The sequence below is a fragment of the Spiroplasma eriocheiris genome, from assembly GCF_001029265.1.
In the GTDB taxonomy this organism is placed as follows: domain Bacteria; phylum Bacillota_I; class Bacilli_A; order Mycoplasmatales; family Mycoplasmataceae; genus Spiroplasma; species Spiroplasma eriocheiris.
Genome location: NZ_CP011856.1, coordinates 104,525 through 128,984, shown reverse-complemented (window position 1 = coordinate 128,984; position 24,460 = coordinate 104,525). Strand labels below are relative to the sequence as shown.

General features: G+C 31.8%; 29 protein-coding genes, 1 tRNA gene and 1 pseudogene. 2 read left to right on the top strand and 29 right to left on the bottom strand.

Going from position 1 to position 24,460, the window contains the following annotated elements:
- Nucleotides 1-38: 38 nt before the first annotated feature.
- From SERIO_RS00595 to SERIO_RS00510, 19 genes and pseudogenes are all read right to left on the bottom strand, one after another.
- Nucleotides 39-893: a hypothetical protein gene (locus SERIO_RS00595; RefSeq protein WP_047790998.1), complete on the bottom strand. Its 855-nt coding sequence runs from the start codon at nt 891-893 to the stop codon at nt 39-41.
- A 42-nt stretch (nt 894-935) separates the two neighbouring features.
- The gene (locus SERIO_RS00590; RefSeq protein ID WP_047790997.1) at nt 936-1,553 is read right to left on the bottom strand and encodes a lipoprotein; all 618 of its coding nucleotides are present in this window, start codon (nt 1,551-1,553) and stop codon (nt 936-938) included.
- 193 nt (nt 1,554-1,746) lie between these two features.
- A complete protein-coding gene (locus SERIO_RS06720) occupies nt 1,747-3,246 on the bottom strand; it encodes a lipoprotein (RefSeq protein ID WP_047790996.1) in 1,500 nt (499 codons plus the stop codon).
- A 177-nt stretch (nt 3,247-3,423) separates the two neighbouring features.
- Nucleotides 3,424-3,699 carry a FoF1 ATP synthase subunit delta/epsilon gene (locus SERIO_RS00580; protein ID WP_047790995.1) on the bottom strand — a complete coding sequence of 92 codons (276 nt, stop codon included), beginning with the start codon at nt 3,697-3,699 and terminating at the stop codon, nt 3,424-3,426.
- A gap of 5 nt (nt 3,700-3,704) precedes the next feature.
- Nucleotides 3,705-5,099, bottom strand: a complete 1,395-nt coding sequence (gene atpD / locus SERIO_RS00575; protein WP_047790994.1) for a F0F1 ATP synthase subunit beta — start codon at nt 5,097-5,099, stop codon at nt 3,705-3,707.
- A 16-nt stretch (nt 5,100-5,115) separates the two neighbouring features.
- Entirely contained in the window at nt 5,116-5,973 is an 858-nt protein-coding gene (gene atpG / locus SERIO_RS00570; RefSeq protein ID WP_047790993.1) for an ATP synthase F1 subunit gamma, read from the bottom strand.
- 13 nt (nt 5,974-5,986) lie between these two features.
- Nucleotides 5,987-7,558: a F0F1 ATP synthase subunit alpha gene (atpA, locus tag SERIO_RS00565; protein WP_047790992.1), complete on the bottom strand. Its 1,572-nt coding sequence runs from the start codon at nt 7,556-7,558 to the stop codon at nt 5,987-5,989.
- A 17-nt stretch (nt 7,559-7,575) separates the two neighbouring features.
- Nucleotides 7,576-8,121: a F0F1 ATP synthase subunit delta gene (locus tag SERIO_RS00560; RefSeq protein WP_047790991.1), complete on the bottom strand. Its 546-nt coding sequence runs from the start codon at nt 8,119-8,121 to the stop codon at nt 7,576-7,578.
- A gap of 1 nt (nt 8,122) precedes the next feature.
- Nucleotides 8,123-8,647 carry a F0F1 ATP synthase subunit B gene (gene atpF / locus SERIO_RS00555; protein WP_236682157.1) on the bottom strand — a complete coding sequence of 175 codons (525 nt, stop codon included), beginning with the start codon at nt 8,645-8,647 and terminating at the stop codon, nt 8,123-8,125.
- A gap of 84 nt (nt 8,648-8,731) precedes the next feature.
- Nucleotides 8,732-9,019 (bottom strand): ATP synthase F0 subunit C, encoded by a 288-nt coding sequence (gene atpE, locus SERIO_RS00550; protein WP_038677531.1) that lies wholly within the window; start codon nt 9,017-9,019, stop codon nt 8,732-8,734.
- Nucleotides 9,020-9,085: 66 nt separating this feature from the next.
- A complete protein-coding gene (locus tag SERIO_RS00545) occupies nt 9,086-9,901 on the bottom strand; it encodes a F0F1 ATP synthase subunit A (protein WP_236682156.1) in 816 nt (271 codons plus the stop codon).
- The gene (locus SERIO_RS00540) at nt 9,902-10,330 is read right to left on the bottom strand and encodes an MG406 family protein (RefSeq protein WP_047790990.1); all 429 of its coding nucleotides are present in this window, start codon (nt 10,328-10,330) and stop codon (nt 9,902-9,904) included.
- The gene (gene upp / locus SERIO_RS00535) at nt 10,317-10,940 is read right to left on the bottom strand and encodes a uracil phosphoribosyltransferase (RefSeq protein ID WP_047790989.1); all 624 of its coding nucleotides are present in this window, start codon (nt 10,938-10,940) and stop codon (nt 10,317-10,319) included. Before upp ends, SERIO_RS00540 begins: the two co-directional genes overlap by 14 nt.
- A 134-nt stretch (nt 10,941-11,074) precedes the next feature.
- Nucleotides 11,075-12,190, bottom strand: a pseudogene (locus SERIO_RS06895) (MupG family TIM beta-alpha barrel fold protein).
- Nucleotides 12,191-12,209: 19 nt separating this feature from the next.
- A complete protein-coding gene (locus tag SERIO_RS00525) occupies nt 12,210-12,542 on the bottom strand; it encodes a PTS sugar transporter subunit IIA (RefSeq protein ID WP_047790988.1) in 333 nt (110 codons plus the stop codon).
- A gap of 30 nt (nt 12,543-12,572) precedes the next feature.
- A complete protein-coding gene (locus SERIO_RS00520) occupies nt 12,573-13,298 on the bottom strand; it encodes an ROK family protein (RefSeq protein ID WP_236682155.1) in 726 nt (241 codons plus the stop codon).
- Nucleotides 13,286-13,525, bottom strand: a complete 240-nt coding sequence (locus SERIO_RS06705; protein WP_236682154.1) for an ROK family protein — start codon at nt 13,523-13,525, stop codon at nt 13,286-13,288. The genes SERIO_RS00520 and SERIO_RS06705 overlap by 13 nt, the downstream gene beginning before the upstream one ends.
- Before the next feature lie 10 nt (nt 13,526-13,535).
- Nucleotides 13,536-14,576, bottom strand: coding sequence for a Gfo/Idh/MocA family protein (locus tag SERIO_RS00515; RefSeq protein WP_047790987.1), 1,041 nt, complete (start codon nt 14,574-14,576; stop codon nt 13,536-13,538).
- 10 nt (nt 14,577-14,586) lie between these two features.
- Nucleotides 14,587-16,077 (bottom strand): glycoside hydrolase family 1 protein, encoded by a 1,491-nt coding sequence (locus tag SERIO_RS00510; RefSeq protein WP_047790986.1) that lies wholly within the window; start codon nt 16,075-16,077, stop codon nt 14,587-14,589.
- Between the two features lie 59 nt (nt 16,078-16,136).
- Between SERIO_RS00510 and SERIO_RS06485 the strand changes: the two genes are divergently transcribed.
- Nucleotides 16,137-16,337: a hypothetical protein gene (locus SERIO_RS06485; protein ID WP_148553394.1), complete on the top strand. Its 201-nt coding sequence runs from the start codon at nt 16,137-16,139 to the stop codon at nt 16,335-16,337.
- A 35-nt stretch (nt 16,338-16,372) separates the two neighbouring features.
- On the opposite strand, the gene SERIO_RS06700 is transcribed toward SERIO_RS06485, so the two are convergent.
- The 3 genes from SERIO_RS06700 to SERIO_RS00495 form a co-directional block, all read right to left on the bottom strand.
- Complete coding sequence (locus SERIO_RS06700; RefSeq protein WP_236682153.1) at nt 16,373-17,293, bottom strand: PTS transporter subunit EIIC; 921 nt, start codon at nt 17,291-17,293, stop codon at nt 16,373-16,375.
- Nucleotides 17,294-17,364: 71 nt separating this feature from the next.
- A complete protein-coding gene (locus SERIO_RS06695; protein WP_236682152.1) occupies nt 17,365-18,405 on the bottom strand; it encodes a hypothetical protein in 1,041 nt (346 codons plus the stop codon).
- A gap of 46 nt (nt 18,406-18,451) precedes the next feature.
- Complete coding sequence (locus SERIO_RS00495) at nt 18,452-18,748, bottom strand: PTS sugar transporter subunit IIB (RefSeq protein WP_047791969.1); 297 nt, start codon at nt 18,746-18,748, stop codon at nt 18,452-18,454.
- Nucleotides 18,749-18,929: 181 nt separating this feature from the next.
- On the opposite strand from SERIO_RS00495, the gene SERIO_RS00490 reads away from it, so the two are divergent.
- Nucleotides 18,930-19,136: a hypothetical protein gene (locus tag SERIO_RS00490; RefSeq protein ID WP_047790984.1), complete on the top strand. Its 207-nt coding sequence runs from the start codon at nt 18,930-18,932 to the stop codon at nt 19,134-19,136.
- 27 nt (nt 19,137-19,163) lie between these two features.
- On the opposite strand, the gene SERIO_RS00485 is transcribed toward SERIO_RS00490, so the two are convergent.
- The 7 genes from SERIO_RS00485 to SERIO_RS00455 form a co-directional block, all read right to left on the bottom strand.
- Nucleotides 19,164-19,778: a hypothetical protein gene (locus SERIO_RS00485; RefSeq protein ID WP_047790983.1), complete on the bottom strand. Its 615-nt coding sequence runs from the start codon at nt 19,776-19,778 to the stop codon at nt 19,164-19,166.
- Between the two features lie 14 nt (nt 19,779-19,792).
- Nucleotides 19,793-21,199, bottom strand: coding sequence for a glycoside hydrolase family 1 protein (locus SERIO_RS00480; RefSeq protein ID WP_047790982.1), 1,407 nt, complete (start codon nt 21,197-21,199; stop codon nt 19,793-19,795).
- 105 nt (nt 21,200-21,304) lie between these two features.
- Complete coding sequence (locus SERIO_RS00475) at nt 21,305-21,841, bottom strand: DUF402 domain-containing protein (protein ID WP_047790981.1); 537 nt, start codon at nt 21,839-21,841, stop codon at nt 21,305-21,307.
- A 237-nt stretch (nt 21,842-22,078) separates the two neighbouring features.
- The gene (locus SERIO_RS00470; protein WP_047790980.1) at nt 22,079-23,242 is read right to left on the bottom strand and encodes an aminotransferase class I/II-fold pyridoxal phosphate-dependent enzyme; all 1,164 of its coding nucleotides are present in this window, start codon (nt 23,240-23,242) and stop codon (nt 22,079-22,081) included.
- A 14-nt stretch (nt 23,243-23,256) separates the two neighbouring features.
- Entirely contained in the window at nt 23,257-23,592 is a 336-nt protein-coding gene (locus SERIO_RS06230) for a SemiSWEET family sugar transporter (RefSeq protein WP_053040793.1), read from the bottom strand.
- Nucleotides 23,583-24,011, bottom strand: coding sequence for a SemiSWEET family sugar transporter (locus SERIO_RS06225; protein ID WP_053040792.1), 429 nt, complete (start codon nt 24,009-24,011; stop codon nt 23,583-23,585). The genes SERIO_RS06230 and SERIO_RS06225 overlap by 10 nt, the downstream gene beginning before the upstream one ends.
- Before the next feature lie 299 nt (nt 24,012-24,310).
- Nucleotides 24,311-24,386 (bottom strand) — tRNA-His (locus SERIO_RS00455).
- Between the last annotated feature and the right edge of the window lie 74 nt (nt 24,387-24,460).

The window sequence follows — 24,460 nt, the reverse complement described above, 5'->3', positions numbered from 1 at the left end:
AGAAAAATTCTTAATTTATAAAATTAAGAATTTCTTCTTTATAATAAGGGATCTGTTGTAAGATCAAGATTAATTTCGGTTGCTAAATCTTTTTTTGTAAGAAATGAAATTGTGGGATCCACTTGCGAAGTAACTTTAAATTGTAAATTATCAAGTTTTACCCGCAGTTCTTGAACATTAACTTTTAAAATATCATCCAAGTCATTGGCTGCTAATCAAGTTTCTCCATCTGTTGATGATTCAAATTTGATGGTCCCTGATAAAATACTAATGTTATTATTATTAACTTCATTTTCATCATAGCCTTGTTGTAATAAAAATGTTGGCAATGCTTTTTCAATTAGTGGTTTTAGTTGTAGATGAATATCTTCTTTTAAAACTGAAACGCTAAAATCAACTGTGATATCTTTATTAACATCATGATTAAATAATTGGTTTAAAGTATTTTTAAAGACATTAGTAATTCCCACTTTTGCTAATTCAATATCAGTCAATTCTCATTTGTCTCAGTATACTGGCATTGTAACATATTTAACGACATCAATCGCAATTGGGCGATTAACACTGAATTTTTCTCCCTGCGCAGTTTTTCATGGTTGTAATAAGTCACATACTAAATGATCAAGATTTGAAGTAATTTTGGTAGTTCCACTGTCAACTTTTGCAAAGCCATCATTATTAGTATCTTGGGGAGTTGCAAATAAATATTGAATTAATAACAATAATAAATTGCTATGTTTATCAGCTTTTTGTTGAATTAAAAAATTATGGAAATGAATTAAATCAGGAGCGATCGCATTAATGATATTACCAACATTTCCACTAATGTTAATTTTGACCCCTGAACTATCAAATGTTTGGTTAAAGTTAATTTTTAAAATATTACCAACCATTGGTAAATTAGCAAATTGTTGGACAAATGCTGTTCATTGTTTTTAAACAGGGTCATTCTGATTAAAGGTTGTTGGAATTTTTGTTGGTAAATTATTAAATTTAACTAAACTAGGCAATAAATTCATAATTAATTTTAATGGTAAACTTGTTCCCCCAAAATTAATTTGAAAATCAGAAATATTCTCAACTGAACCAGGAGTTTTTTGGTTTAAATCATTTACTAATTTTTCGGTATCACTAATTTCCTGGGTTGCAAATTTAATATTAAATTCTGATAGTTGTTTTTGTTTATCAACTAGAATTTTATTATTATGTAAAATTGAAATAGTAACTGTTCCATCTGTTAATTGGTTATTATCAACTTTAACATCATGAAAACTACCATCTTTAATTTTTATTTGGTAAGTTTGATCAATTGGTAATTGATTACTAATTGTTTTTTCAACATCCTGGGCTGTTAAATTACGAAAGTTTTTTGAATTTACTAATAATGGGCTAGCTTGTGACCAAGATTCTATTTTATTAATAATTTTGTCATCCTTTGTTGCCGGAGCGGGATCTGGTTGCGGTGCAACCTTGTGCGGATGGCATCCTACAACTGAAGAAACACCGGTTGTTGTTAAACCAAGGGCTCCTAAAATTGATAAAAGTTTTTTCATGCACATGGCCTTCTTTCTTTTATGTTTTTTCATTTTTATAGTTTTAATAATTATAGTTGCTAACAGAAAGTCATAGGTTTACTATGTTGTTTAAAATTAATTCCATATTTTTTCTAAGTCTTACTTCCTTATTATATCTTAAATTTAATAAATATAAAAAAATTCTTAATGGTAAATTAAGAATTTTATGGTTTTATACCAAATTTGCTGATGATAAGTCAATATCAAATTCAGTATCTAGATTAGAATCGGTAGTAAAATTAGCATTGGCATCATCTTTGGCAATTACTTTAAATTGCATTCCCGTCACTTTCATTCTAATATTTTTAACATCACTACTTAAAATATCATCAATTGATGATGTAGTAGTTCATGTGTCACTACCATCTTTTTGAATTTCAAAATTAAGAGTTCCAGCTAACATTTGCAAATTATTACTATCAACTATTGAACTATCATAACCACTATTTTTTAACATTGGAGACATAATACTATCACCAATTATACTATTAAGGTTCAAATCAAAAGTAATCTCTCCTTTAATTGGAACATTGATAGTAACTTTAATAGGTTGTGTAACATCATGATTCATTAAATCAGTAATTAACGTTCTTAAAATATTATCAACATTTAAATCTTTTAATTTAACTACTCCCGTATCTCATTTAATGCTTAGGAAACCTAGAATTTTTAATTGTAAGGGACTTGCGACACTATATTTTTCATTATTAGCATTTTGTCAAGGTTGTAAAAGATCACATAGTAAATTATCTAAATTAGATTTAATATCTATTTTATCTTTATTTATGCCCGAAAAACCATCACCATTAATGTCTCCTGGGGTTTCAAATAAGTATTGAACTAATAATAATGCCAAATTATCATGTTTTTTTGCATCTTGTTCAACTAAAAAGTTGTGGAAATGAATTAAATCAGGAGCAATAGCATTTACAATTTCGCCAAGTTTACCAGCAACCGTAAGGTTAATTCCATCTGTTAATTCAAAACTCTCATTAAAAGGTTTTTCTCAAATTTCTCCAGCTAATGCTTTAATTTTATCAACAAAATCATTTCATTTCTTTTGGTCAGGATCGGTAGCATCAAACGAAGTTGGAATTTTAGTTGGCAAATCCGATAACTTAACAAAACTCGGAATTAAGTTAAGAATCATTCCTAATGGTAATTGGGTTCCGTTAAAATTAATTTTAACTTCGGATAATTTTGTCAATGAATTGGGTGCTTTTTGGTTAATTTCAGTTGCTAATTCTCTTGCATTTTTAACTTGGTTAGTTTGGAAATAAACTTTAAATTCACTTTTTCCAGAAGTAGAATCTACAATTGGTTTATCATTTCGTAAAACTGATACTGTGACAGTACCATTGGTTACTTTTCCATCGGTAATGTTAATATTAGTAAAAGTACCATCTTTCACAACTACTTTGTTAGTTTCATCTAATGGCAATTGGTTAGCAATGGTGTTCACTAAATTATCAGCGGTTAAACTTTGATAATCTTTTGAATCAAATAATAATGGTCTTAAATTTGTTCATGAACTTAGTTTTGTAATAATACGTTTGTCTTTTGAAGGTTCGGGATTAGGGGTATTACTTTTATGCGTATTACAAGCAATCACGCTTGATGCTCCTGATACTGTTAATCCTACTGCTCCTAAAATTGATAAAAATTTTTTCATAATAATATGACCTCCTTAATTAATAGTCAGTACTTTTTCTCTATTCTTTTGTTGTTTTTTTATAGTTTAGTTTCTTAATTATAACTCAATTAAAATAAAAGACAACTTTTAATTACTTTAAAAAGGCTTGAAAAATATCGGTTAAATAAAAAAATCTTATTTTTCATAAGATCTTTTTTATGAACCTTGTTTATCAAGAAAGTTAACTTCATCAGCTAAGATTTTAACAAATTCCTGATCAACTTGTAAAATTCCACCGTTAATACTTAGTTTATATTGTTTATTATAAACACGATAATACATTTCCGAAGGAACAATTGTTGATACTAAGGGAATATGACCATGGAGAACTCCCATATAACCAGTAATTGTTTTCACGGTTACTATGTCAACGGGTTGTTCAACCATGACTCCCTTGGGAGTAATAATTTTTAAGTTTGTTTTATTAATCATAACAACTAGCTTTTCATTTGATCGGCTGCTTTCACAGCTTCGTCAATTGTTCCAACATATAAGAATGCTTGTTCTGGTAAGTTATCGTGTTTTCCACTTAAAATTTCTTTAAAAGCACGAATTGTTTCACTAACCGGTACATACTTTCCTTCTTTTCCTGAGAATTTTTCAGCCACAAAGAATGGTTGTGATAAAAAGTTACGAATTTTACGTGCTCGCGAAACAGCTAATTTATCTTCATCAGATAATTCATCCATCCCTAAAATTGCAATAATTGATTGTAATTCTTTAAATTTTTGAAGGGTTTCCTGAACTCCCCGCGCGGTGTCATAATGTTCATCACCAACAACTTGGGGATCTAATAGCCGTGAAGAACTTCCTAACGGATCCACCGCGGGGTAAATTCCTAACGCCGCAATTTCCCGGTCTAGGACAACTTTCGCATCCAAGTGGGTAAAAGTTGTGGCGGGAGCAGGGTCCGTTAAGTCATCGGCTGGCACATAAACAGCTTGCACGGAAGTAATACTTCCTTTTTTAGTAGAAGTAATTCGTTCTTGTAAAGCTCCCATTTCTGTTGCTAAAGTTGGTTGGTATCCAACAGCTGATGGCATCCTTCCTAATAGCGCTGATACCTCAGATCCTGCTTGGGTAAAACGAAAGATATTATCAATAAATAATAAAACATCTTGGTTTTTATCATCGCGGAAATATTCAGCAATTGTTAATCCCGTCAACGCCACACGCATACGAGCACCGGGAGTTTCATTCATCTGTCCGAACACTAAAGCGGTTTTATCAATAACACCAGCTTCAATCATTTCGTAGTAAAGGTCATTTCCTTCCCGAGTTCGTTCCCCAACTCCGGCAAAAACTGAAATCCCCCCATGGGCTTTGGCCACGTTATTAATTAACTCTTGAACTAGCACGGTTTTCCCAACCCCGGCTCCTCCAAATAAACCAATTTTTCCTCCCTTGGCAAAGGGTACTAATAAATCAACAACTTTAATTCCAGTTTCTAAAATTTCGGCTGTTGTTTGTTGTTCTTCATAACTTGGGGCTTGGCGATGGATTGGTCGTTTAACTTTTGTTTTAGGCGCTGGTTTTTCATCAATTGGATCGCCCAGCACATTAAACATTCTTCCTAATACTTCTTCTCCAACAGGGACTGAGATTGGCGCTCCACTATCGTCAGCTTCCATCCCACGGACCATTCCTTCGGTTGGTCCCAAGGCAATTGTTCGAACAATATCATCACCAATATGTTGAACAACTTCTAACACTAATTTTGTACCATTATTATCAACATTAATGGCATTATATAATTTTGGTAAATATTCTTCGGGAAAGCGAATATCTACAACAGGTCCTAAAACCTGTACTACTTTTCCATTTTTATCCATGTATCTATTCAACTCCTTAACTTTCTTGGGCACTTGCTCCGGCAACAATTTCTGAAATTTCTTGGGTAATTGCTGCTTGGCGTTTACGGTTATATTCTAATGATAGTTTTTCTAACATATCACTAGCATTATCAGTTGCATTTTCCATTGCTGTTCGGCGCGAAGCTTGTTCCGACACTTGTGATTCGACAATTGCCGAAAAAATAATTGCGTTTAAATACATTGGGACGGCACTTGCTAAAATTGTGGCCGGATCCGGTTCAAATTCAGTAATAACATTATCATTTTTTTCAACTTCCTGTTGACTATTTTTAGCAATCGGTAACAACTGCAAAATAGTTGGTTCAAAAGTAACATTATTAATAAATTTTGTATAAGCAATTTTAATTTCATCATACTGGCCATTATTAAACCCCGATAATAATTCGGACGCTAATTCACGAGCATCATCATAAGAAAAATTAATGTCAACTTCTTTATGAACAGAAGCTAGACTAAAATTTTTATTTTTATAAAATGATTCTGCTTTCGAACCAATCGCAATAATGTGATCAGTATGTTTGATTTCTTTCATTACTAGTTTATTAACATTGATATTATATCCCCCCGCTAATCCTAAGTTAGAATTAACAATTAACCAACAAGTTTTTTTGTTTGGTTTGGGATTAGCTGGTGCTTGATAAATTGAATTATCTGCTTTCCCAATAATATCGTTAAAAACAGTATAAACTTCAGCAAAGTAAGGTTTGGAATCACTAATGCGTTTCCCAACTTTTTTTAATTTTGCCGTAGCCACTAATTCCATCGCCTTGGTAATTTTTGAGATTGAGTTAATTGAAGTTATTTGTTTTTTTAAATCACTACCAACAGCCATTTTTAAGCCCTCATTACTTTCCTAGCTTTTCTCATTCCGAAGCTAATCCATAAGTTTCTGGTTTGTAATCAGCAATTTTGTCAACAACTTTTTTGACAACTTTAATAATTTCGTGGTCAATTTTTTGCATTAACTCATCATCAAATGCTTTTTTAGTTTCTAATTCATCACGCAAGGCTTTTGCTGATGTATGGAAATGTTCAATAATTTCATCTTTAAATTCTTTAATTTGTTCAATTGGAATTCATTTTGTTCGTTTTTTATTAACTGATAACAACACGATTGCTTGGTCAATTTGTGATAATGGTGAATATTGTTTTTGTTTTAAAATTTCCACAACACGTTTCCCATGTTCTAAGACTGATTTTGTTGCATCATCTAAGTCTGATCCAAATTGAGCAAAAGCTTGTAATTCACGGTATTGTGCTAGCTCTAGTTTTAATGAACCTGAAACTTGTTTCATCGCTTTAATTTGCGCAGATGATCCTACCCGTGACACAGATAATCCAGCATCAACCGCGGGACGAACCCCAGCGTTAAATTGGTCAGAATTTAAGAAAATTTGTCCATCAGTAATTGAAATAACATTAGTTGGAATATAAGCAGAAATATCACCCGCTTGTGTTTCAATAATAGGTAAGGCAGTAATACTTCCTCCTCCATACTCTTTATTTAACCGACAAGCACGTTCTAATAATCTACTGTGTAAGTAGAAAACATCCCCGGGGTAAGCTTCCCGACCAGGTGGGCGGTGTAATAACAACGCCATTGTTCGATAGGCAACCGCATGTTTTGATAAATCATCATAGATAATTAAAACATCTTCTCCGGATTCCATTCATTCTTCACCGATGGTAACCCCAGTATATGGTGCTAAATACTGCAATGGTGCTAGTTCACTTGCTGTCGCAGAGACAATTGTTGTATAATCCATTGCTCCAGCCGCACGTAATTTTTCCACAATTTGGGCCACTGTTGATGCTTTTTGCCCAATTGCTACATAAATACATTTAACATTTTTACCCTTTTGGTTAAGAATGGTATCAATGGCAATCGCTGTTTTCCCCGTTTGACGATCACCAATAATTAATTCCCGTTGTCCTTTTCCAATCGGAATCATTGAGTCGATTGTCATAATTCCGGTTTCCATTGGTTGGTCAACTGATTTTCTGGTCATAACTCCGGGGGCAATTCTTTCAACTGGTCTTGTTTTCGTTGTTTTTAACGGTCCTTTCCCATCAATTGGTTGTCCTAACGCGTTAACAACTCTTCCTAAAAGGGGATCACCCACTGGTGTTTCAACAATCCGGTTCGAACGACGAACTTGGTCTCCTTCTTTAATTAAAGAATCATCTCCCATTAAAACCGCTCCGACAGCGCCTTCTTCTAAGTTTAAAACCATTCCGTAAATGTCATGGGGAAAAATTAATAACTCACCCATCATTGCATTATCTAAACCATCAATTAATGAAATTCCATCTCCAACTGTGACAACAGTTCCTTCTTCGTGGATTTCAATTTTTTTACCATAGTCTTTTATTTGCTTTTTAATAACTTCTGAAATCTCATTTATATTTAAAGCCACTTTATTCACCTCACATCTTATTTATTTCCTAATGCTTTTTCTTTCATTGTTTTTAATTGACCAGCTAATGTTCCATCAATAATTTCATGTTTAATTTTAACTTTTACACCACCAATTAAATTGGGAACAATCTTATTAACCAATTCAATGTTATAACCAAATTTTTTAATTAATTTATCTTGAATTCTTTTAATTTGCTCTTGCGTTAATGGTTCTACTGAATAAACATTTCCATATTGAACATCGTTCCGCTCATTAATAAGTTTTCGTAAATGCTTAAAAATTAATCTAACAGCATAAAAAGATTCTCTGTCGATTAATAAATATAAGGCATGCAAAATATCTGCTTCAATTTTACCTTTAAAAACCTTGCTCAATAATACTTTCCGTTCTTCTTTTGATTCATAAGTATTAGAAAGCATTTTAATATAATCGGGATATTCTTTGAACAAATCAATAATGACATTTGCTGTTTTTAAATATTCATCAATTTTTTTATTTTCAACAGCAAGTTCTAATAAAGCAACAGCATAGTTTTCAATAAATTTTTGACTAACTATCATATTATTCTAAATTATCAATAAAGTTTTCCACAATTTTTTTGTGCTCATCTTTACTGATCTCTTTATTTAATAGTTGACCTGCTGCATCAAACGCAACTTCAATAATTGATTTTCGAATATCATCTTTGTATTGTTCTTTTTCTTTTTCAATTTCTTTTTTCATTTGTTCGTTTAAATGAACCGCTTCTTTTTTTGCCGCATCGATAATTTGATGCTTTTTATTTTCCGCTTCACTACGCGCAGTTGCCACAATTGTATTTGCTTCAACTTTCGCTGTTGTTAACAAGCTGGTTGCTTCCTTTTGATCATAGTTAGCTTTTGCTTGTTTATCAGCAGCATCTTGTAGAATTTCTCTTATTTTGTTTCGACGAGCACGCATTGCTTTTCGAAATGGGTTATAAACTCATTTTGTTAACAATGTTAATAACACAATTGTCGCAATTACGTGCGCGATGAAGACTCATAAGTTAGGGAATAACTGATTAATAATTTCCGCTGGTTCAATTGGTCTTGACATTAACCACATAATTATTGTGTCCCCCACCTTTCTGATATATAAATTCTTGTGATGTTCTCAAATTTTCCGTAATTTAGTCTGTTATTCAAATTATTAGCTGGCAGTAACAAATGCCAAAATAATCGCAATAACTAATGCGTAAATTGATCCTGATTCAGTAATCGCTGCGGCAATAATATATTGCGTACGAACTTTTCCTTCAACTTCGGGGTTACGTCCAATCGCTTCAACTGCTTTCCCTCCAGTATAACCTTGTCCAACTCCTGAACCACAACATCCAATCGCTGCTAAACCAGCACCAACTAGACTCATCCCTTTTGAGAATGACCCATCAATTGACATTAATCAAACTCCTACAAAATTCGATAATAGATCTAACATAATTTCAATCTCCTACTTTCTTTTTTTAACAATATAAATCTATATAATTAATATTTTAACTCTTTTTTAAACATTTAAATGAACTTTTTGTTCATTTTTAACTTTTTTTACCTTGATACTTTTTTCCTTGTGTTTTTCGCCACCGCCATGCTGCATTTCCATCGCTCAGTAGGCAATGGTTAATATCGCAAAAATATATGCTTGAATTAATCCATCAAATAGGTCAAAGTAGATACTTAACCATGGTAAGATAATTCCTGCTAATAAGTCCACTGGTCCAATATAAGGAATATGTCCTCATATGAAGGCCAATAAGGTTGTCAATAATGTAACAATAACAGTTCCTCCTAAGATATTCCCGAATAAACGGAATGAAATCGAAATTAAAGGAACAAACTGTGTTAATAATTCTAAGGGGTTAATTAAGAATTTTTTGAAATAAGCTAGTTTTTGATATTTAATCCCAAAATAGTAAATTCCAAAGAACGTTACTAATCCCATTGATAAAGGCACTGTATAAGCGGTTACTGTTGACTCAAAACCAACAACACTTAATAAGTTCCCAATCCCAATATATAATAATAAATAAATTACATATACTGTTAAGAATTTATATTTTGGACCCATTAAATCAATTACTTGCCGTTCAACTCACTTAATTGCCATTTCGGCAAAAAGTACTAACCCGCTAGGATCATCCATTGGCCCTAGTTTTTTAAGTCGTTTATAATAACCAATACATAACATCATAATAATAAAAGTAGTAATTACTAACGTTAGTAACTGCGGAAGCAAAATGGTAGCACTTCAGGCATCCATCCCACTTTTATCAGGATCTGGAATAATATTGATTGTTAGAAGACTCAAGTTGTTCTTTAACACTTATCCATCACTTCCTCTCTTTTTTCTTTTTGGGAGTTTGATATTTAAAAACAATGCAGAAAATGAGAAAATGCTAAGACCAATAATAATGGTAAATATATTAAAATATTCATCTCAATAAGCATAAATAATTATTGGAATAGCATAAATCATCAAGCGAACAAGATACATTAAGACAAAAAAATACTTATTTAAACTTATACTTAACAATCACCCGGAAAATAAAATGATTAAGAAACCTATAAGAGAAAACAAATACCCTAGCATTAATCCTGAGTATAAAGTTCAACTTCACTTTAGTGTCAAATATAAAATTGTTACGATAATCAATATCCCAAAAAGTGCGATGACACTTATCATTGACATTTTATATTCTACACCTTTAAACTTATTTTTTCAAATTAATTTATTTTTTTTATTTGGTTCCAAAAATCCGATCTCCTGCATCACCAAGTCCCGGAACAATATATCCTTTTTCGTTTAATTTTTCATCTAATGCCGCAACATAAATTGCCACATCGGGATGTTCTTTGACCACAAAATCACGCCCTTCAGGTGCGGCTACTAAACAAACTAATTTGATTCCCTGTGCTCCCCATTCTTTTACCTTTTCAATTGCTAAACAAGCACTGCCCCCGGTTGCTAGCATCGGGTCTAAAATTAGGACATTCGCATTTTCAATACTACTTGGTTTTTTGGCAAAATATTCATGCGGTTGCATTGTTTTTTCATCACGATACATCCCAATATGACCAATTTTAGCATTGGGCACTAATTTAATAATGCCATCAACCATTCCTAATCCAGCTCGTAAAATTGGAAATAGCACAATATCACGGGCAATTTTATATCCTTGAGTTTTAGCAACTGGCGTTTCAATTTCAAATTCATTTAACTCTAAATCACGAAAAATTTCATACGCCATTAACTGGGCAATCTCATCAAGATTTTCTTTAAAAACTTTGGAATTACTGTCTTTTTTTCGCATTCTTGTTAACTTATCTAAAATTAATGGATGTTTAATTACGGTAAAACTCATGTTATTAATTTCTCCCTTCTTGTAATTGGTTAGTGTAATATTATTAAAATAATATTATTAATATTATTATAAAGGAGTTTTAAATATTATTATGGAATAATTAAATTTATTTCAAACTAAAAAAGATAGTCCTTCTATCTTTTCTGATTAAACACAAACTCGGTGTTTGGTTGCAAATATTTAACAATTTCTTGTTCATTTACATCTAAATGACCAACCAAATTACGGATTCCATCATTGGGCATTGGTTTTAAAATAATATGTAATTCTCCGGCATAATTTTTTGCCTTATTATTAAGAATAACAACATCCCCCGGTTGGAATTCTTTTACTGCCCCCCGCACCGGAATATCTTGTTCGTGGTATTTTATTCGTGACCAAGTACTACGAATAAGATATTCCGCAAGATCTTGGCGGACAAAATGAACCTCTTGGTCAAATAAAATTGCTTGCTCAACTGGTGATAATTCCGGATCAATAGCAATTGCTAAACTAATCTTATTTAAATTAATATCCTTAATAATGGCAAATTCTGCTTCATTAATAAACTGGGTTGATATCGCAATATCTTCAACCCCCATTGCCATTAAATGGCGGATCTGAAAATCTAATGGTAAATCACGGTGAAATTCTAAACTAGGTAACTTATCATTATAGGCTCAAGGCCCAACAGTATCTGTTCGTTGGAGAGCAACAAAAGCTTGCATTTTAATCCCACACTGATGGACATAAGCCAACCGTTCCGCAAAAAAAGCAATTGAACTAGCTGTATAGCGTTGTGGATAAAAATTTCAACAACTAATTAAATTTTCCTTGTTGGCATTTGCAGAAATAATATATTCGAGTTCTCGACTCGGATCAGTACCATTTAAAATTACTTTAATATTTTGGTTATTATTAGATAATTTTGCAATCCCCGGACCAGTTACTCCATCATCAAACCGTACGCCACTTAGACCCAATTCTTGAACAAAAAAGGTCATCATTTAATCGCGGTTATTTTTGTTAATATTAAACTCATCAAATAGATGCTGGTCTAAATCACCATAGACCGCAATTTTTAATTCCCGCGCTTTTTTGGTAAATGCTTTCATTTTAGTTAATAACTTTTGGTTATTTTTTTGAAAACCAATTAAAGTTGTAAAAATAAAACTAATCTGATGCGCTGCACAAGTTGTTAGGTATTTTTCAAGATCAAAATCATCTGCTACCAAATGAATAAAAATACTGGTTCCAATTCGGACATTCATTGTTGTAATCCCCTTTTATTTAATCAATAACTTTTTTTGCTAATAATTTTTCGTATAAGTCAATAAATTCTTTGGCCAATTCAACAACCATTTGACTAGTCATCATTTGGTCTTCGGCATGCATAAATAAGACTGGGATTTGGTGTTTAACCCCTTGTGCTTCTTGTTGGATAACATCCATATGAGTTTTTTCAGCTTCCACAAGATTTTGTTCAGCTTCGGTAATTAAATTACGGGCTTCCCTAATTTTTCCTTCTTTTGCTGACTTGATGGCCATAATTCCATTTGATTTGGCCATTCCCGCAAAAGTAATAATTCCAAATGAGATTTCTTCAAAATTTATTTGTTTCATTTTATTGTTCTCCTTTATCTATATTTATATTTATAGTAATCCACTATTTTTAAAAGCATAATAAGCAGTTCCGTACATCCCTGCCTTGGCTTGTAATTTGGAAATTTCAATTTTAAAGGTTGGGAGGACAAAATCCCCAACTCGTTCTTTTACTAACTCATTAATAATTTCTGCTAAATTACCCCCTAAGTTAGTAACCCCACCCGCTAAAATAATCGCCTGGGGATTAAGAATATATAACATAATAGCAATATGATTAGCTAACGGGATTAATCCTTCGGTAATGGTAGTTATGGTCAACGGATCTTTTTGGTCAAATAATTCTTTGATGTTTAATAATTTTAAATGGTGACCTAACTTTGCTTTTAATTTGCCTAAACTACTCTCTGGGTTTTGATTAGCTTGCTCATTTAATAATTTAGTTAATCCCGTTGCGGAAGACACTGGTTCAATACAATGTCGGAGTCCACAAGTACACGGATATTTATCTTGAAAATGACCCCCGTGACCAAATTCCCCCGCATATCCAGTTGTTCCTGTTCAAAGATTACCATTCAGGATTAACCCCCCACCAATTCCGGTTCCTAATGTATATAAAGCAAGGGTTGCTTTATCACCATGATCCCCACATCAATATTCTCCTAATGCTGCCGCATTGGCATCATTAATAATATAAATTTCTTTATTAAAAATTGCTGCAGCTTCGGAACGAATATTAAAATTTTTTCATCCTAAGTTTCCTGCTAAAGTAATCACCCAGCTTTATCATCTAAAAACCCTGGGATTGCAAAACCAATGGCCTTAATTGAAGTTCAGTCAATTTGATGCTTTATAAATTGTTTATCAATTCCATGCTTAATATTATGTAAAATATTATTTAAATTAGTTGGAATTAAAAATTCTAAGATAATGTCTTTTTGTTGGGAAAAAACTGCACATTTAGCACTTGTTCCCCCTAAATCAATCGCTAAGATATTTTCCATACTGTCCCCTTTATATTAATTTAATAACTTTGGTATCATTAACATTATTTGTTAATTCTAAAATTTTAATAATTGCCAATGAAGTTGCTGGTGTCATAATTGGCGAAGTTATTTCGTTAGCTTGTAATAATTCATAAACATGTTCTATTTCTAAACATAAACCTTCTCCAGCGGTTAGAATTGGCAAGTCCACTGTTTTAATTAAATGGTTTTGGTTATTATAAACTTCGTAAGTATACGCCATATGGCAAGAATCCTTATGATAATCCTCATTATATTTGGCTAAATTTCCCCCTAATTTAATATAACCTTTCGTACCTAGTAACATTGCTGATAAATCATTCGTTAAGGTATCACTACCAAGTACTGTTGAAATCCCATTATTTTCATGGCGCAAATTTAAAACTGATGTCGCAATCGCGGGGTGAACATTATTATAGTAGTTGTTTAAATAATTTACTACTTTGGCGGGCCCTAAAACATCAAGACTAATAAATAAAGCATACATTCCTCCTGCTAAGTGAAAACCAACAAAATTCTTATCATCAGCTTGAGGGTTAGCAATTTTACCAGATGTTGAAACTTTGGCATGACTAGCCTGGACATATTGAACTTCCCCAATTATTCCATTGGCAAGGTCTTTTTTCATTGCTTGGTAAGCTTTTGAAAAGCCAGTCTTAATCCCATCAAATAATAAAACATTATTTTGGTGTGCAAGTTCATATAATTCTTTGGCCTGATGATAAGTTAATGCTAATGGTTTTTCACAATAAACATTAATTTTATGGGCTAGTAATGGTTTCGCAATTTCATAGTGAGTACCATCACTAGTCCCAATGTAATCTAAATCATAATTTGCATAATCATCAATTAACTCTTCCAAACTATGATAGACCTTTGCCATTTGATATTTTGCCTGATACTCTTTTGCTTGCTCAATTGTTAAATTATAAATTCCATAGGGAACAATATTATCATGATATTTAGTATTTTTAATATCATCTAAAAATCATCTGGTAATTCTCCCCGCTCCAATAAATACAACTTTCATCTTTATCCTCCTATTGATACCAAATATCTCATGTTGATAATTCTGTGGTTAATAATTTTTTAAGATTGTCCAAATCATTGTAAACTAGATTTTCCCCGCCACTAGTAATCACGCGTTGATATCACACATAAGATAATTTGGGTTTACGAGTTTTGGTTTTACTATTAAAATCAACCGCTACTAAACCATAATCTTTGCGATAACCACCACTTGGTGAATAAATGTCACAATAAGTTCATAATGAGTAACCAATAAAATTAATCCCCTGAGCAACTGCTTTTTTAACTTCATTAATATGCAAGGCTAAATATTCAATCCGTTCTTCATCAATAATTAATTCGTGAGTTTTATCATCAAAAGCTCCCATTCCATTTTCAATAATCATTAATGGTTTGTGGTATTCCTCAGCTAAAACTTTCGCCCCGGTTACTAACATTGAGGGATCAATGATTCAGTTTCATTTTGTATAACGAACATTTTTTTTGGGAAAAACTTGTTTAAAGTCTTTAACAAAAAAAGTTGCACTTTCATTTTGCATTTCACCAGGTTGTTCTTGGTAATCACCTTTGGTAATGTAACAAGGTCGATAGTAATTTCACCCAATTAAATCTAACGGATGTTTTTTTAAAAATTCTAAATCAGCTGATAAAATTTGATAATCAATGTTATTTTCATTTATTCATGTCAAGAATTCTGGGGGATATGTTCCTTTTAAGTTAGGATCTAAGAAAAGATTCTTAAATCATTTATCATATTTCTTAACTACCGATTCATCATCTTTCTGATAAGGAATTGCTGGTGATCAGTCATGGTCAATTCCTAGCATTGCATCGGGAGAAACATAGCCCGCTTTTTTTGCTAATTCAAACTCTTCTTTAGCAATTGCTCCGGTTAAATGCAAATGATGGAGAGCTTTTACAAAACTAGTCTTATTTTTTTTCGCGGGTGGTAAATAATCATCAAGATAGCCTAATAAGGTAAAAGTTGAATTTTCATCATTAACAAATCAAATTTTGCTATATTTACCTAAGTATTTAAAAACTGTTTGCACATATTTACAAAACCATTCTAAGACTTCACGATTTTCAAATCCCCCTTGGATTTCTGCTCATAATGGTGTGTCTCAATGATATAAGATTGGAATTGGTTGCACATTATTTTCGGTTAAAGTTTTAAAAACATCATCATAAAACTTAACTCCCTCTGGGTTAACTTCAGTGCTATTTTTAGGAAAAATTCTTGTTCAATCCATATTATAAACAAACCCTTGCAAACCTAAGCGTTTCATAATTCGCGCATCGGTCTTATATTTCGTATAAAAATCAGCAGCTTCTTTAATTGAATTAATTTCCCGCCCAGGTCTGCCAGCCGGGGGAATATAATAATTCCGCTCAGTAAACTCATCTCAAATTGAGGAAGTTCGCCCACCTAAATTACGCCCCCCTTCAATTTGAAAGGCACAGGTGGAAGCGGCAAAAATAAAATTTTTTGGTAATTTCATCTTTTTTTCTCCTTACTATTCTTTAAATAAGTTATAATAAATAAAAAGGTGGGATTAGGATGTCAGGAGTTCAACAAGCATTAATAATTGTCGCAATTGTCTTTTTTTTCATTCCGTTTATTGTTTGAACAATAACCAGATTTCGCACCCGTGTGTTACAAAGATATGCTCCATGACATCGCTTAAGTGTAATAATTGCTTTTGGTACTTGCATCCCAATTTTCCTAATCTTACTATTAGTAGCAATCTTGGCACTTTAAATAAAAGTAATAAAACAAAGAGGTATCTCTTTGTTTTATTTTTTATTTTTTTCGGCTTTTTCTTTTTCTCGTAAAGCTTTTAACTCTGCTTTAGCAGCATCTTTTTCAGCTTTGGCTTCTGCTTTTACTTTATTACGATATTCTTTATCGTGTAAGTATTTCATTTCTTCTTCATAAGCAGTTGGATCAGTTTTTTTCAATTTACGGTAGTATAATTTATTATCTAGTAAAATGAATGGTAACCAAATAGCCGTTGTAACCACAAAGGAGATTATCGCTACCAAAATTGCAATTGGCGAAGTTGTTGCTAAAATCGCGGCAATAAACCATGGTGTGGTTCAAGGGACAGCAACATAAACGACATTAATAATATGCATTGGTCCAGTTGCTACCCATCCAATTAATAACCCCACAATTGGCGCAATAATAAATGGTGTAATAAAGGTTGGGTTTAATACTAATGGATAACCAAAGATTGCTGGCTCATTAACATTAAAACATCCGGTTGGTAAAGCATATTTAGCAACTTCTTTTAATTCTCGGCGGCGAGATAAGAAAACCGTCATAATTAATAGTCCTAAAGTTGCCCCACTTCCTCCAATATTCATAAAAACATCGAAGAATGGTTTCGCAAAAATTCCTAAACCCGAATTTTCATTTACAGTTTTTGGCATCCCTGCTGATACTAACGCGGTATTAATTCCTAAAATCATCCACCAAATTGGTTCAAAGATAGCGGCCATAATATTTGACCCGTGAACTCCAAAGAACCAAAAGAATGAAATCATAAAGGCATATAAGATTGCCAATCCTAATCCACCATCACCAGTTGCAAAACCAATGAATCATGAAGTAAAGAATTTATAAATTGCTGCTCCAAACCCAAAGGCATCTTTTGCAATTTGTACTTGGTTTCAACGTTCCGCTAAAATTACAACTATGCCATTTGTTCCCATCGAAGCTTTAATATCAATGACACTATCTTGTCAACTAGTAATTCCTTTAATTTCACCGCCAAACCGCGAAACTAAATTTGACCAAACAAGTTATAACCATCTTTTGTCATTCCGTTTCGGATTGTGTCAAAATAATTATTAATTCCTGCAACATCGCTGGCAGTTCCATAACCATTAATAATATTCGCAGTAGCACCGTTGATAAATAATGAATTGGGATCAATATGGGCATCTTTATATGGCCCAGTTTTAGTAACCCATTCTAAAAAGTCATTGCCACTAATTGTAAAGTTGCCAAAACTTGGTTGTCAAATTGAACCACCTTGGTAACTACTAATAACAAGATTTTGCCAAGTGTCAACACTTCAACCAGTTGTAGCAATTGCTGGTGCTAAAAAACAAATGTTAACCAATGCCACACTTGCTAAAGTAAAGGTCATTGGTAAAAAGACCGCAAAGGACTTCCCAACAGCGGGAGGTACTCCCGAGGGAAGTTTAACCTCTAACTTTTTCATATTTCCAAACCATATAAATAATTCAGATGTAAATAATCCCACAATTAATGCCGTAATCAATCCTTGGGCACTCATAAAGAAAGCAACTTGCCCCATACATGCCACAATAAAAGCGGCAAATGAAGCCAAACCAGCCATTACCGGTTGCTTAAAGTTTCTAGATAAGGCAATAAAGTACCCTAGTAAAAATGAAAAGTATAATGACATTGCACCAATTGTGGCAATATTAATGTATCCAAATGCTAACCCGCCAATTTGAGAAGCATCTGCTCAAGCTTTGGTTGGTCATTCAAATGCACTAGCATTTCAATCCCAATTAGGATTACCCGCTTTGGCGAATAAGGCTAATAAAGAAATCTTATTTGATCCCGCCCCCCCAAAAATAATGGCATTAATTAAAATCCCAATTGATCCAGCAATAATCAAAGGGATCATTGTTCCAAATGAATCCCGAATTGCTGAAAAATGACGTTGATTCCCAATTTTTGAAATAGTTGGTAGGGCTTTACTATTTCATCAATTCTTAAAATTTTGAACCTGAAAGTTTATTTTCTTATCGGGTCTAAATTTTTGTGTATCACTATTATTTTCACCCATAAATAGAAATCCTCCTCTTCTATTTTAAATAGGGAGTTATCCTAAGTTATCCTAACATTTTTAATGCTAAGTCTAATGCTTCAGGTCCTTTTCCTAAGGCATATATATTAGAAGGAATCACTGATACTGGTTTTGTAGTCATTGATTTAATGTTTCCTTCCATAAACTTTACTTGTGGGCCAAGTAAAATGACATCTCAGTCATTTAATACTGATTGTGCTTCCGCCATTGCTTTTGCTTCAACATGAACATCAATTCCTTTTAAAGCAGCTGCATCTTCCATTTTTTTAACTAAAATTGAAGTACTCATTCCGGCTGAACACACCAATAAAATATTTTTCATAATATTCATCCTTTCTCCCCGTAGAAGTTTTAACTTACTTCTGTATAAATTTTATAATATAAGCGTCGAAAATGGAATAGGTTTTTGAAAAAAATTCTATTATATCATAAAATGGATAAAATTTCTTTTATTATAATATAATTTTCCTGTGTTATAATACTTATTGATTAAGGAGAATGATATGACACCATCGATTTATATTTATTTTGCTTTTGTCCCAGCAGTAATCTTTTTTCTAATTTGAATGACAATTAAGGTCATGGAGGCTAGTTTTCATCGTTATTTATACCATAAGTTTTTAATTCTAATTATTGCCGGAGCGATCTGTTTTACTGCTGTTATCATCATTGTAATTGTGTCATTCTTCATAGGACCACCGCTTTCCTAATAAAAAAGGATTTCTAAATAAATCCTTTTATTTTGTGAAAATTCGTATTTTTGATAACCGTTCTTTATACTTACTCATTTTTAAATCATAAAATTTAGTTTCTTTATGTGTTAATAATCCCAGGTTCTTTTTTAATTCATACATTTGCATATCAAAGCGAATAATTTCTGCTTTAATATAATTATTACGTAACACTTGCTCATAAGGACTTGTTTTTGCCTTGTTACCCTTCACTAATTCTAAATAAGTAATTTTTGTTTTATTACTGTTTGGTTTTTGGTAAAACTTAAAATTTTTACTAATTCACGCTTCATAAGTAAACCATTCTAAAGTAACTTCTTCATTCTCCTTAAAATATGCTAAATGCATTGAATGCTTTTTATTTTTCGTACCAGCGCGGTAAAAAGCATCATGTTCGAGATCTTCATAAGTTAAATTAGCATTCATATCTTTGGCAAGCATTGATAATAGAGTTTTAAAAACCTCATTAACAGGTTTGGCAAGTTTAATAACTCTAATCATTTTAATAATTCGTGAAGATTCACTATAGCGGGAATTATATAACGGTTTATTAATTGCCACGTGTCTTTCAGCATATTCTTGTTTTAACTCAGCTAATTGTTTTTCATCAGTAATTTTCATAATGATAAAATTACTTAAATTAGTTCGTGGTCAAATTCAACTTCATTAGTTGAAGCTACTTGTTTAATAAAATCAGCTGATTTTTTTAAGATTCGTTTACTATTATTATTTAGATCCAATTGCACAAACCCATAACGATTTTTGTACGTATTCATTCATGACCAGTTATCTATATAGGCTCACGAATGATAGCCAAAACAATTAGAACCTTCCTGGATTGCTTTGTTTAATCACGCTAAGTGTTCTTTTACAAACTCAACCCGATAGTCATCTTGAATAACACCATTTTTAATAAAACGTTCTTCATTTTCAACACCCATCCCATTTTCCGAAATATAAACTGGAATATTGCCATAATTATTCTTTAAATTCATTAATGCTAAGTAAATTGCCTTTGGAAAAATTTCTCATCCCCGATATTGGTTCATTCGACGTCCTGGCATTGCGTAATCTTCGTAAAAATAATGGGGGGTAATGGCCCCATTTTTAAAATTAGGAACAAAATCAACACATTTAACCCGGGCTGGTTGATAATAGTTCATTCCTAAAAAATCAATTTTTAAATTTGGATCTTTAATTAGTGCTTCATCTTCGGGAAGAATTTCTCACATAAAATTGTATTGTTGCGCTAAATCTTTTAATTCGTAGGGGTAACTTTGGTTAACCATCGGATCTAAAAAACATTTGGTTGCAAACAAATCATGTCATTTAGCGGCAGCTAAATCTGCGGGGTGTTGACTACGAGGAATTGATGGCAAAATGTTTAAAATACAGCCAATTTGACCTGATAATTTTAGTTTGCGATATTCGCGGACTGCTTTTAAATGAGCAATAACTGTATTTCATTGGGCTTGCATTCCTTTTTGCATATTAATCTCATTCGGATAATGTCAGTCATGCCAATAGCCACCTTCAATAACAACAATTGGTTCGTTAAAAGTAGTAAACATTTCTACGCGATCACCAAATAATTCAAAACATGTTTTAGCATAAAACACAAAAGCATCTACAACTTCGCGCGAAACCCAGCCACCTTTTAATTGGGCTCAAAAGGGCATGTCAAAATGAAATAAATTAATAATTGGTTTAATCTTATTTTTTAGCATTTCATTAATAACATTATTATAAAATTCAACACCTTTCGGGTTGATATTTTTGCCATCGGGAATTAATCTTGTTCATTGAATTGATGTTCGTAGGGAATTAAAGTTTAAATCCCGAGCAATTTTAATATCCTCTGGATAACGATGATAAAAATCATTTAAGCACGGAGTTTGGTTAAAAAACCGGTATTTTTCAATTTGAAATCAATGATCTCAATTTGATGGTGCTTTACCATCTTCTAAACTAGCTCCTTCGGTTTGTGGTTCTGAGAAAGCACTTCCTCATAAAAATTGGTCTGGAAACTTATATTTTGCCATAATACTACCTCTTTCATTAAAAAATCATATATTTTTATTATATATCGGAAATAATTTTTAATAACTTTTTTTATCAAAAACAATAAAAAAACGCTAAGATTAGCGTTATTTAGCTTTGAAATCAACATATTTATGTCATAATCTACGCGCTTCTTCATGAGCAAAAACAAATTCACGGTTTTTAATTTGCTTTTTTAAGTTATCAATTTCTGCTCAAACAATGTTAACAATTTCCCGAGGATATTTTCAAGCAATACGATTACGATTAAATTCTTTTAAATCTAAAATTTTATAACTACCATCGGTAAAAACTTTAATATCTAAATCATAGTCAACATACTTAATTGTTTTATCATCCAAAATAAATGGTGAGGCAATATTACAATAATAATTTAAACCACTATCTTTAAACATACAAATAATATTGCTCCAATTTTTTTTATTAAATATTCAAATTGCTGGTTCATTTGTTCGTCATTTCCGCCCATTAACTTCCGTTACTGTTACATCTTCATTAACTAATACAATATAATCCGCTTCAATCGCTAACACAATTGCTTCTTCTCATGAGCGATAAATTGATCCGTTATGTTTATAGGCATGAACAACAAGACTATCCCCAACTTTTAAGGTATCGATCATTATTGCACCTCCACTTCATCAATAGTTAATACTTAATTATTTAATTTTATTAAATACACTAAAATATCTTAATTTTAATAACTGTGTTGTTTTAAAATTAAATTATTCGGTAAAAATTAAAAAATAAATATCACATATATTACATTAAATTAATAATAAGAAATCTTATTATTAATACGCCAACATATACATTATAACAAGCAAATGGAGGTTAGTAAACATATAAGAACACTTTTATTATTTAAATAAGTCAATTAATCGGCGTGCTACTTCAGTAATTGTTTTTTTATCTAAGGCAAAATCAACCCGGATAAATAGGTCAGAAATTGGTGAAAAAACACTACCATTAATGGCATGGATATGAGCACTATCTAATTTTTGCTCTAACTCGGTGCGTGTTTTAACAACCTTACTCATATTTAACCACCCTAAATAAGTTCCTTCAATTCTAGTGACTTTAATATTAGTTGCCTTTTCAAGTTCACTTACCAAATAATGGTAGTTTTCTTCTAACGTTGTTTTATATGCTGCTAGCCAATCATAATTATCACGGTTCAAATAACCACTAATAATCATTTTAGCTGATAAATAATTAGTTGAAGCATAATGAATTGATCTGGTTAATTCATGGTGCATTTTTACAATAAAATCACGATTATAAGATAACCCATAACCAATTTGGGCTCCACCCAGGTTATAAGTTTTTGCTTGGGAAGATAATACTAATACTTGGTTAATTGCGGGTGAATTAAAACTAAAAAGTGGATGATGGTGAGCATTACTAAAAACAATATCTTGTCAAATTTCATCACTAATAATGAAAACATTATATTTTGCAGCTAAGGATAATAACTGCGCTATTTCTGCTTCTTTTCAAATTCTTCCCACCGGATTATGAGGACTACATAAAATCATCACTTTATGCTGTTGCATTAATTCTTCTAATTCTAAAAAGTTCATTGTATAGTATTGTTGCTCTTCATCATATAATAAATGGTTCATAATTATTTTGCGGTCTTTATTTTCAATAATTTCATAAAAAGGGTCATAAACTGGTGGTTGAACAATAACACCGTCGCCCGGTTTTGTTAAAACTTCCAAGGCAATTTGCATTAAATGAATAACCCCGCTCCCAATAATTAACTCTTCACGAGCAAACGATAAATTATATTGTTTAGTATACCAAGTATTAATTGCTTCTAATAATTGATTATCTAAAAATGAATAACTAACATCTCCTTCTTTGATAACTTTAATTAAATCTTCTTGCATTGCCAACGGAATTTTAAAATCACTGTCCGCACAAGTTAACATTAAATCATAAGAATGTTTCATTCCTTCATAACGACGACTAGTATGATGCTCACATAAAAACTCATGATTTGAAACTAATTTTTTCATGCTAAACTTCCTTTCTAATGTAATGGCGAACTTTTTTTGGTATTAATAACCTTCATCCTAATAATTATACTTGTTATTATAATACAAACAAGGTTTGGAATAATCACAGTTAAATCAGACAGCATATTATTTGGTTCGCTATCTCAATCAATGATTGCTCAAATTATTCAAGCAAAATTAGCCAGGTTATATATTAAATACATCCCTAATGAGAGTCCGGCGGTTTGTTTTGTTTTAATTGTTTTAATAGCTTGGAGAATAAAAGCTAACATTGATATTAACGCAGCTAATCATCCAATAATATGGACCGTTAAAAAGAGCGGATCATCGCTAAAACTATTTAAGAACATGATTGTTCCTTGCTTTCATTAATTTTTTCAACCATCAGTTTTTTATGGGCGGCCACTAATAATTCCCCATGTTTTTTAATATTGTAAATTTTAATGCCTAAAATGATACTAATTCCGGTAAAAGTTACAAAATATGGTACGATTAAAGTTAAACTCCACATAATTTTTGTAACTTCTGATTGGGTAGGATTTAGTTGGGGGCAACTAATTGATAGTACGCCAAAAATAAGTCATAATAAATTAGCCAAATTAAATAGGCAATATGTTGCTAAGGAAATATTAGTTGTATTTCTTGTTTTTAATGTTTTGATGAGTTGTGGTAAGCACGTAATAATTCCTAATAATGCAGCAAAATAACCAATTGCTTGCCCCACAATTAAAGATAGTGGAACATTGTTAACACTAAAAAAGCAGAACATCTTGTTTCCCTCGCTTCCCTGGTTTTTAAATATTATTATCTTTTTAAACCTTTAATTAATAAGGCGGTATTAGTATAAATTGTGATTAACCAAAAAAAACCTAACAATTTTATTTTGCTAGGTACTTTAAGTACTCAAGTAATCCAATTTACACTTTTAATATAGCACAATTAATTTTAAGATTGCGGGGTTTTTAATTAACAATTTTAAATTATTTCTTTAACTAAAAATATTAACTATAAAAATAAAAAAATCACACCAACTGGAATGATCAATACTTTCTGGTTATTTAAAATTAATGGGGCGGCTGATGGGACTTGAACCCACGAGTACCGGAGCCACAATCCGGGGCGTTAACCTCTTCGCCACAACCGCCATAATATATTGGCATAACCTTAATTATTATATCTAATCTAAAATATTTGTAAATACAAAATAATTAAATTTCT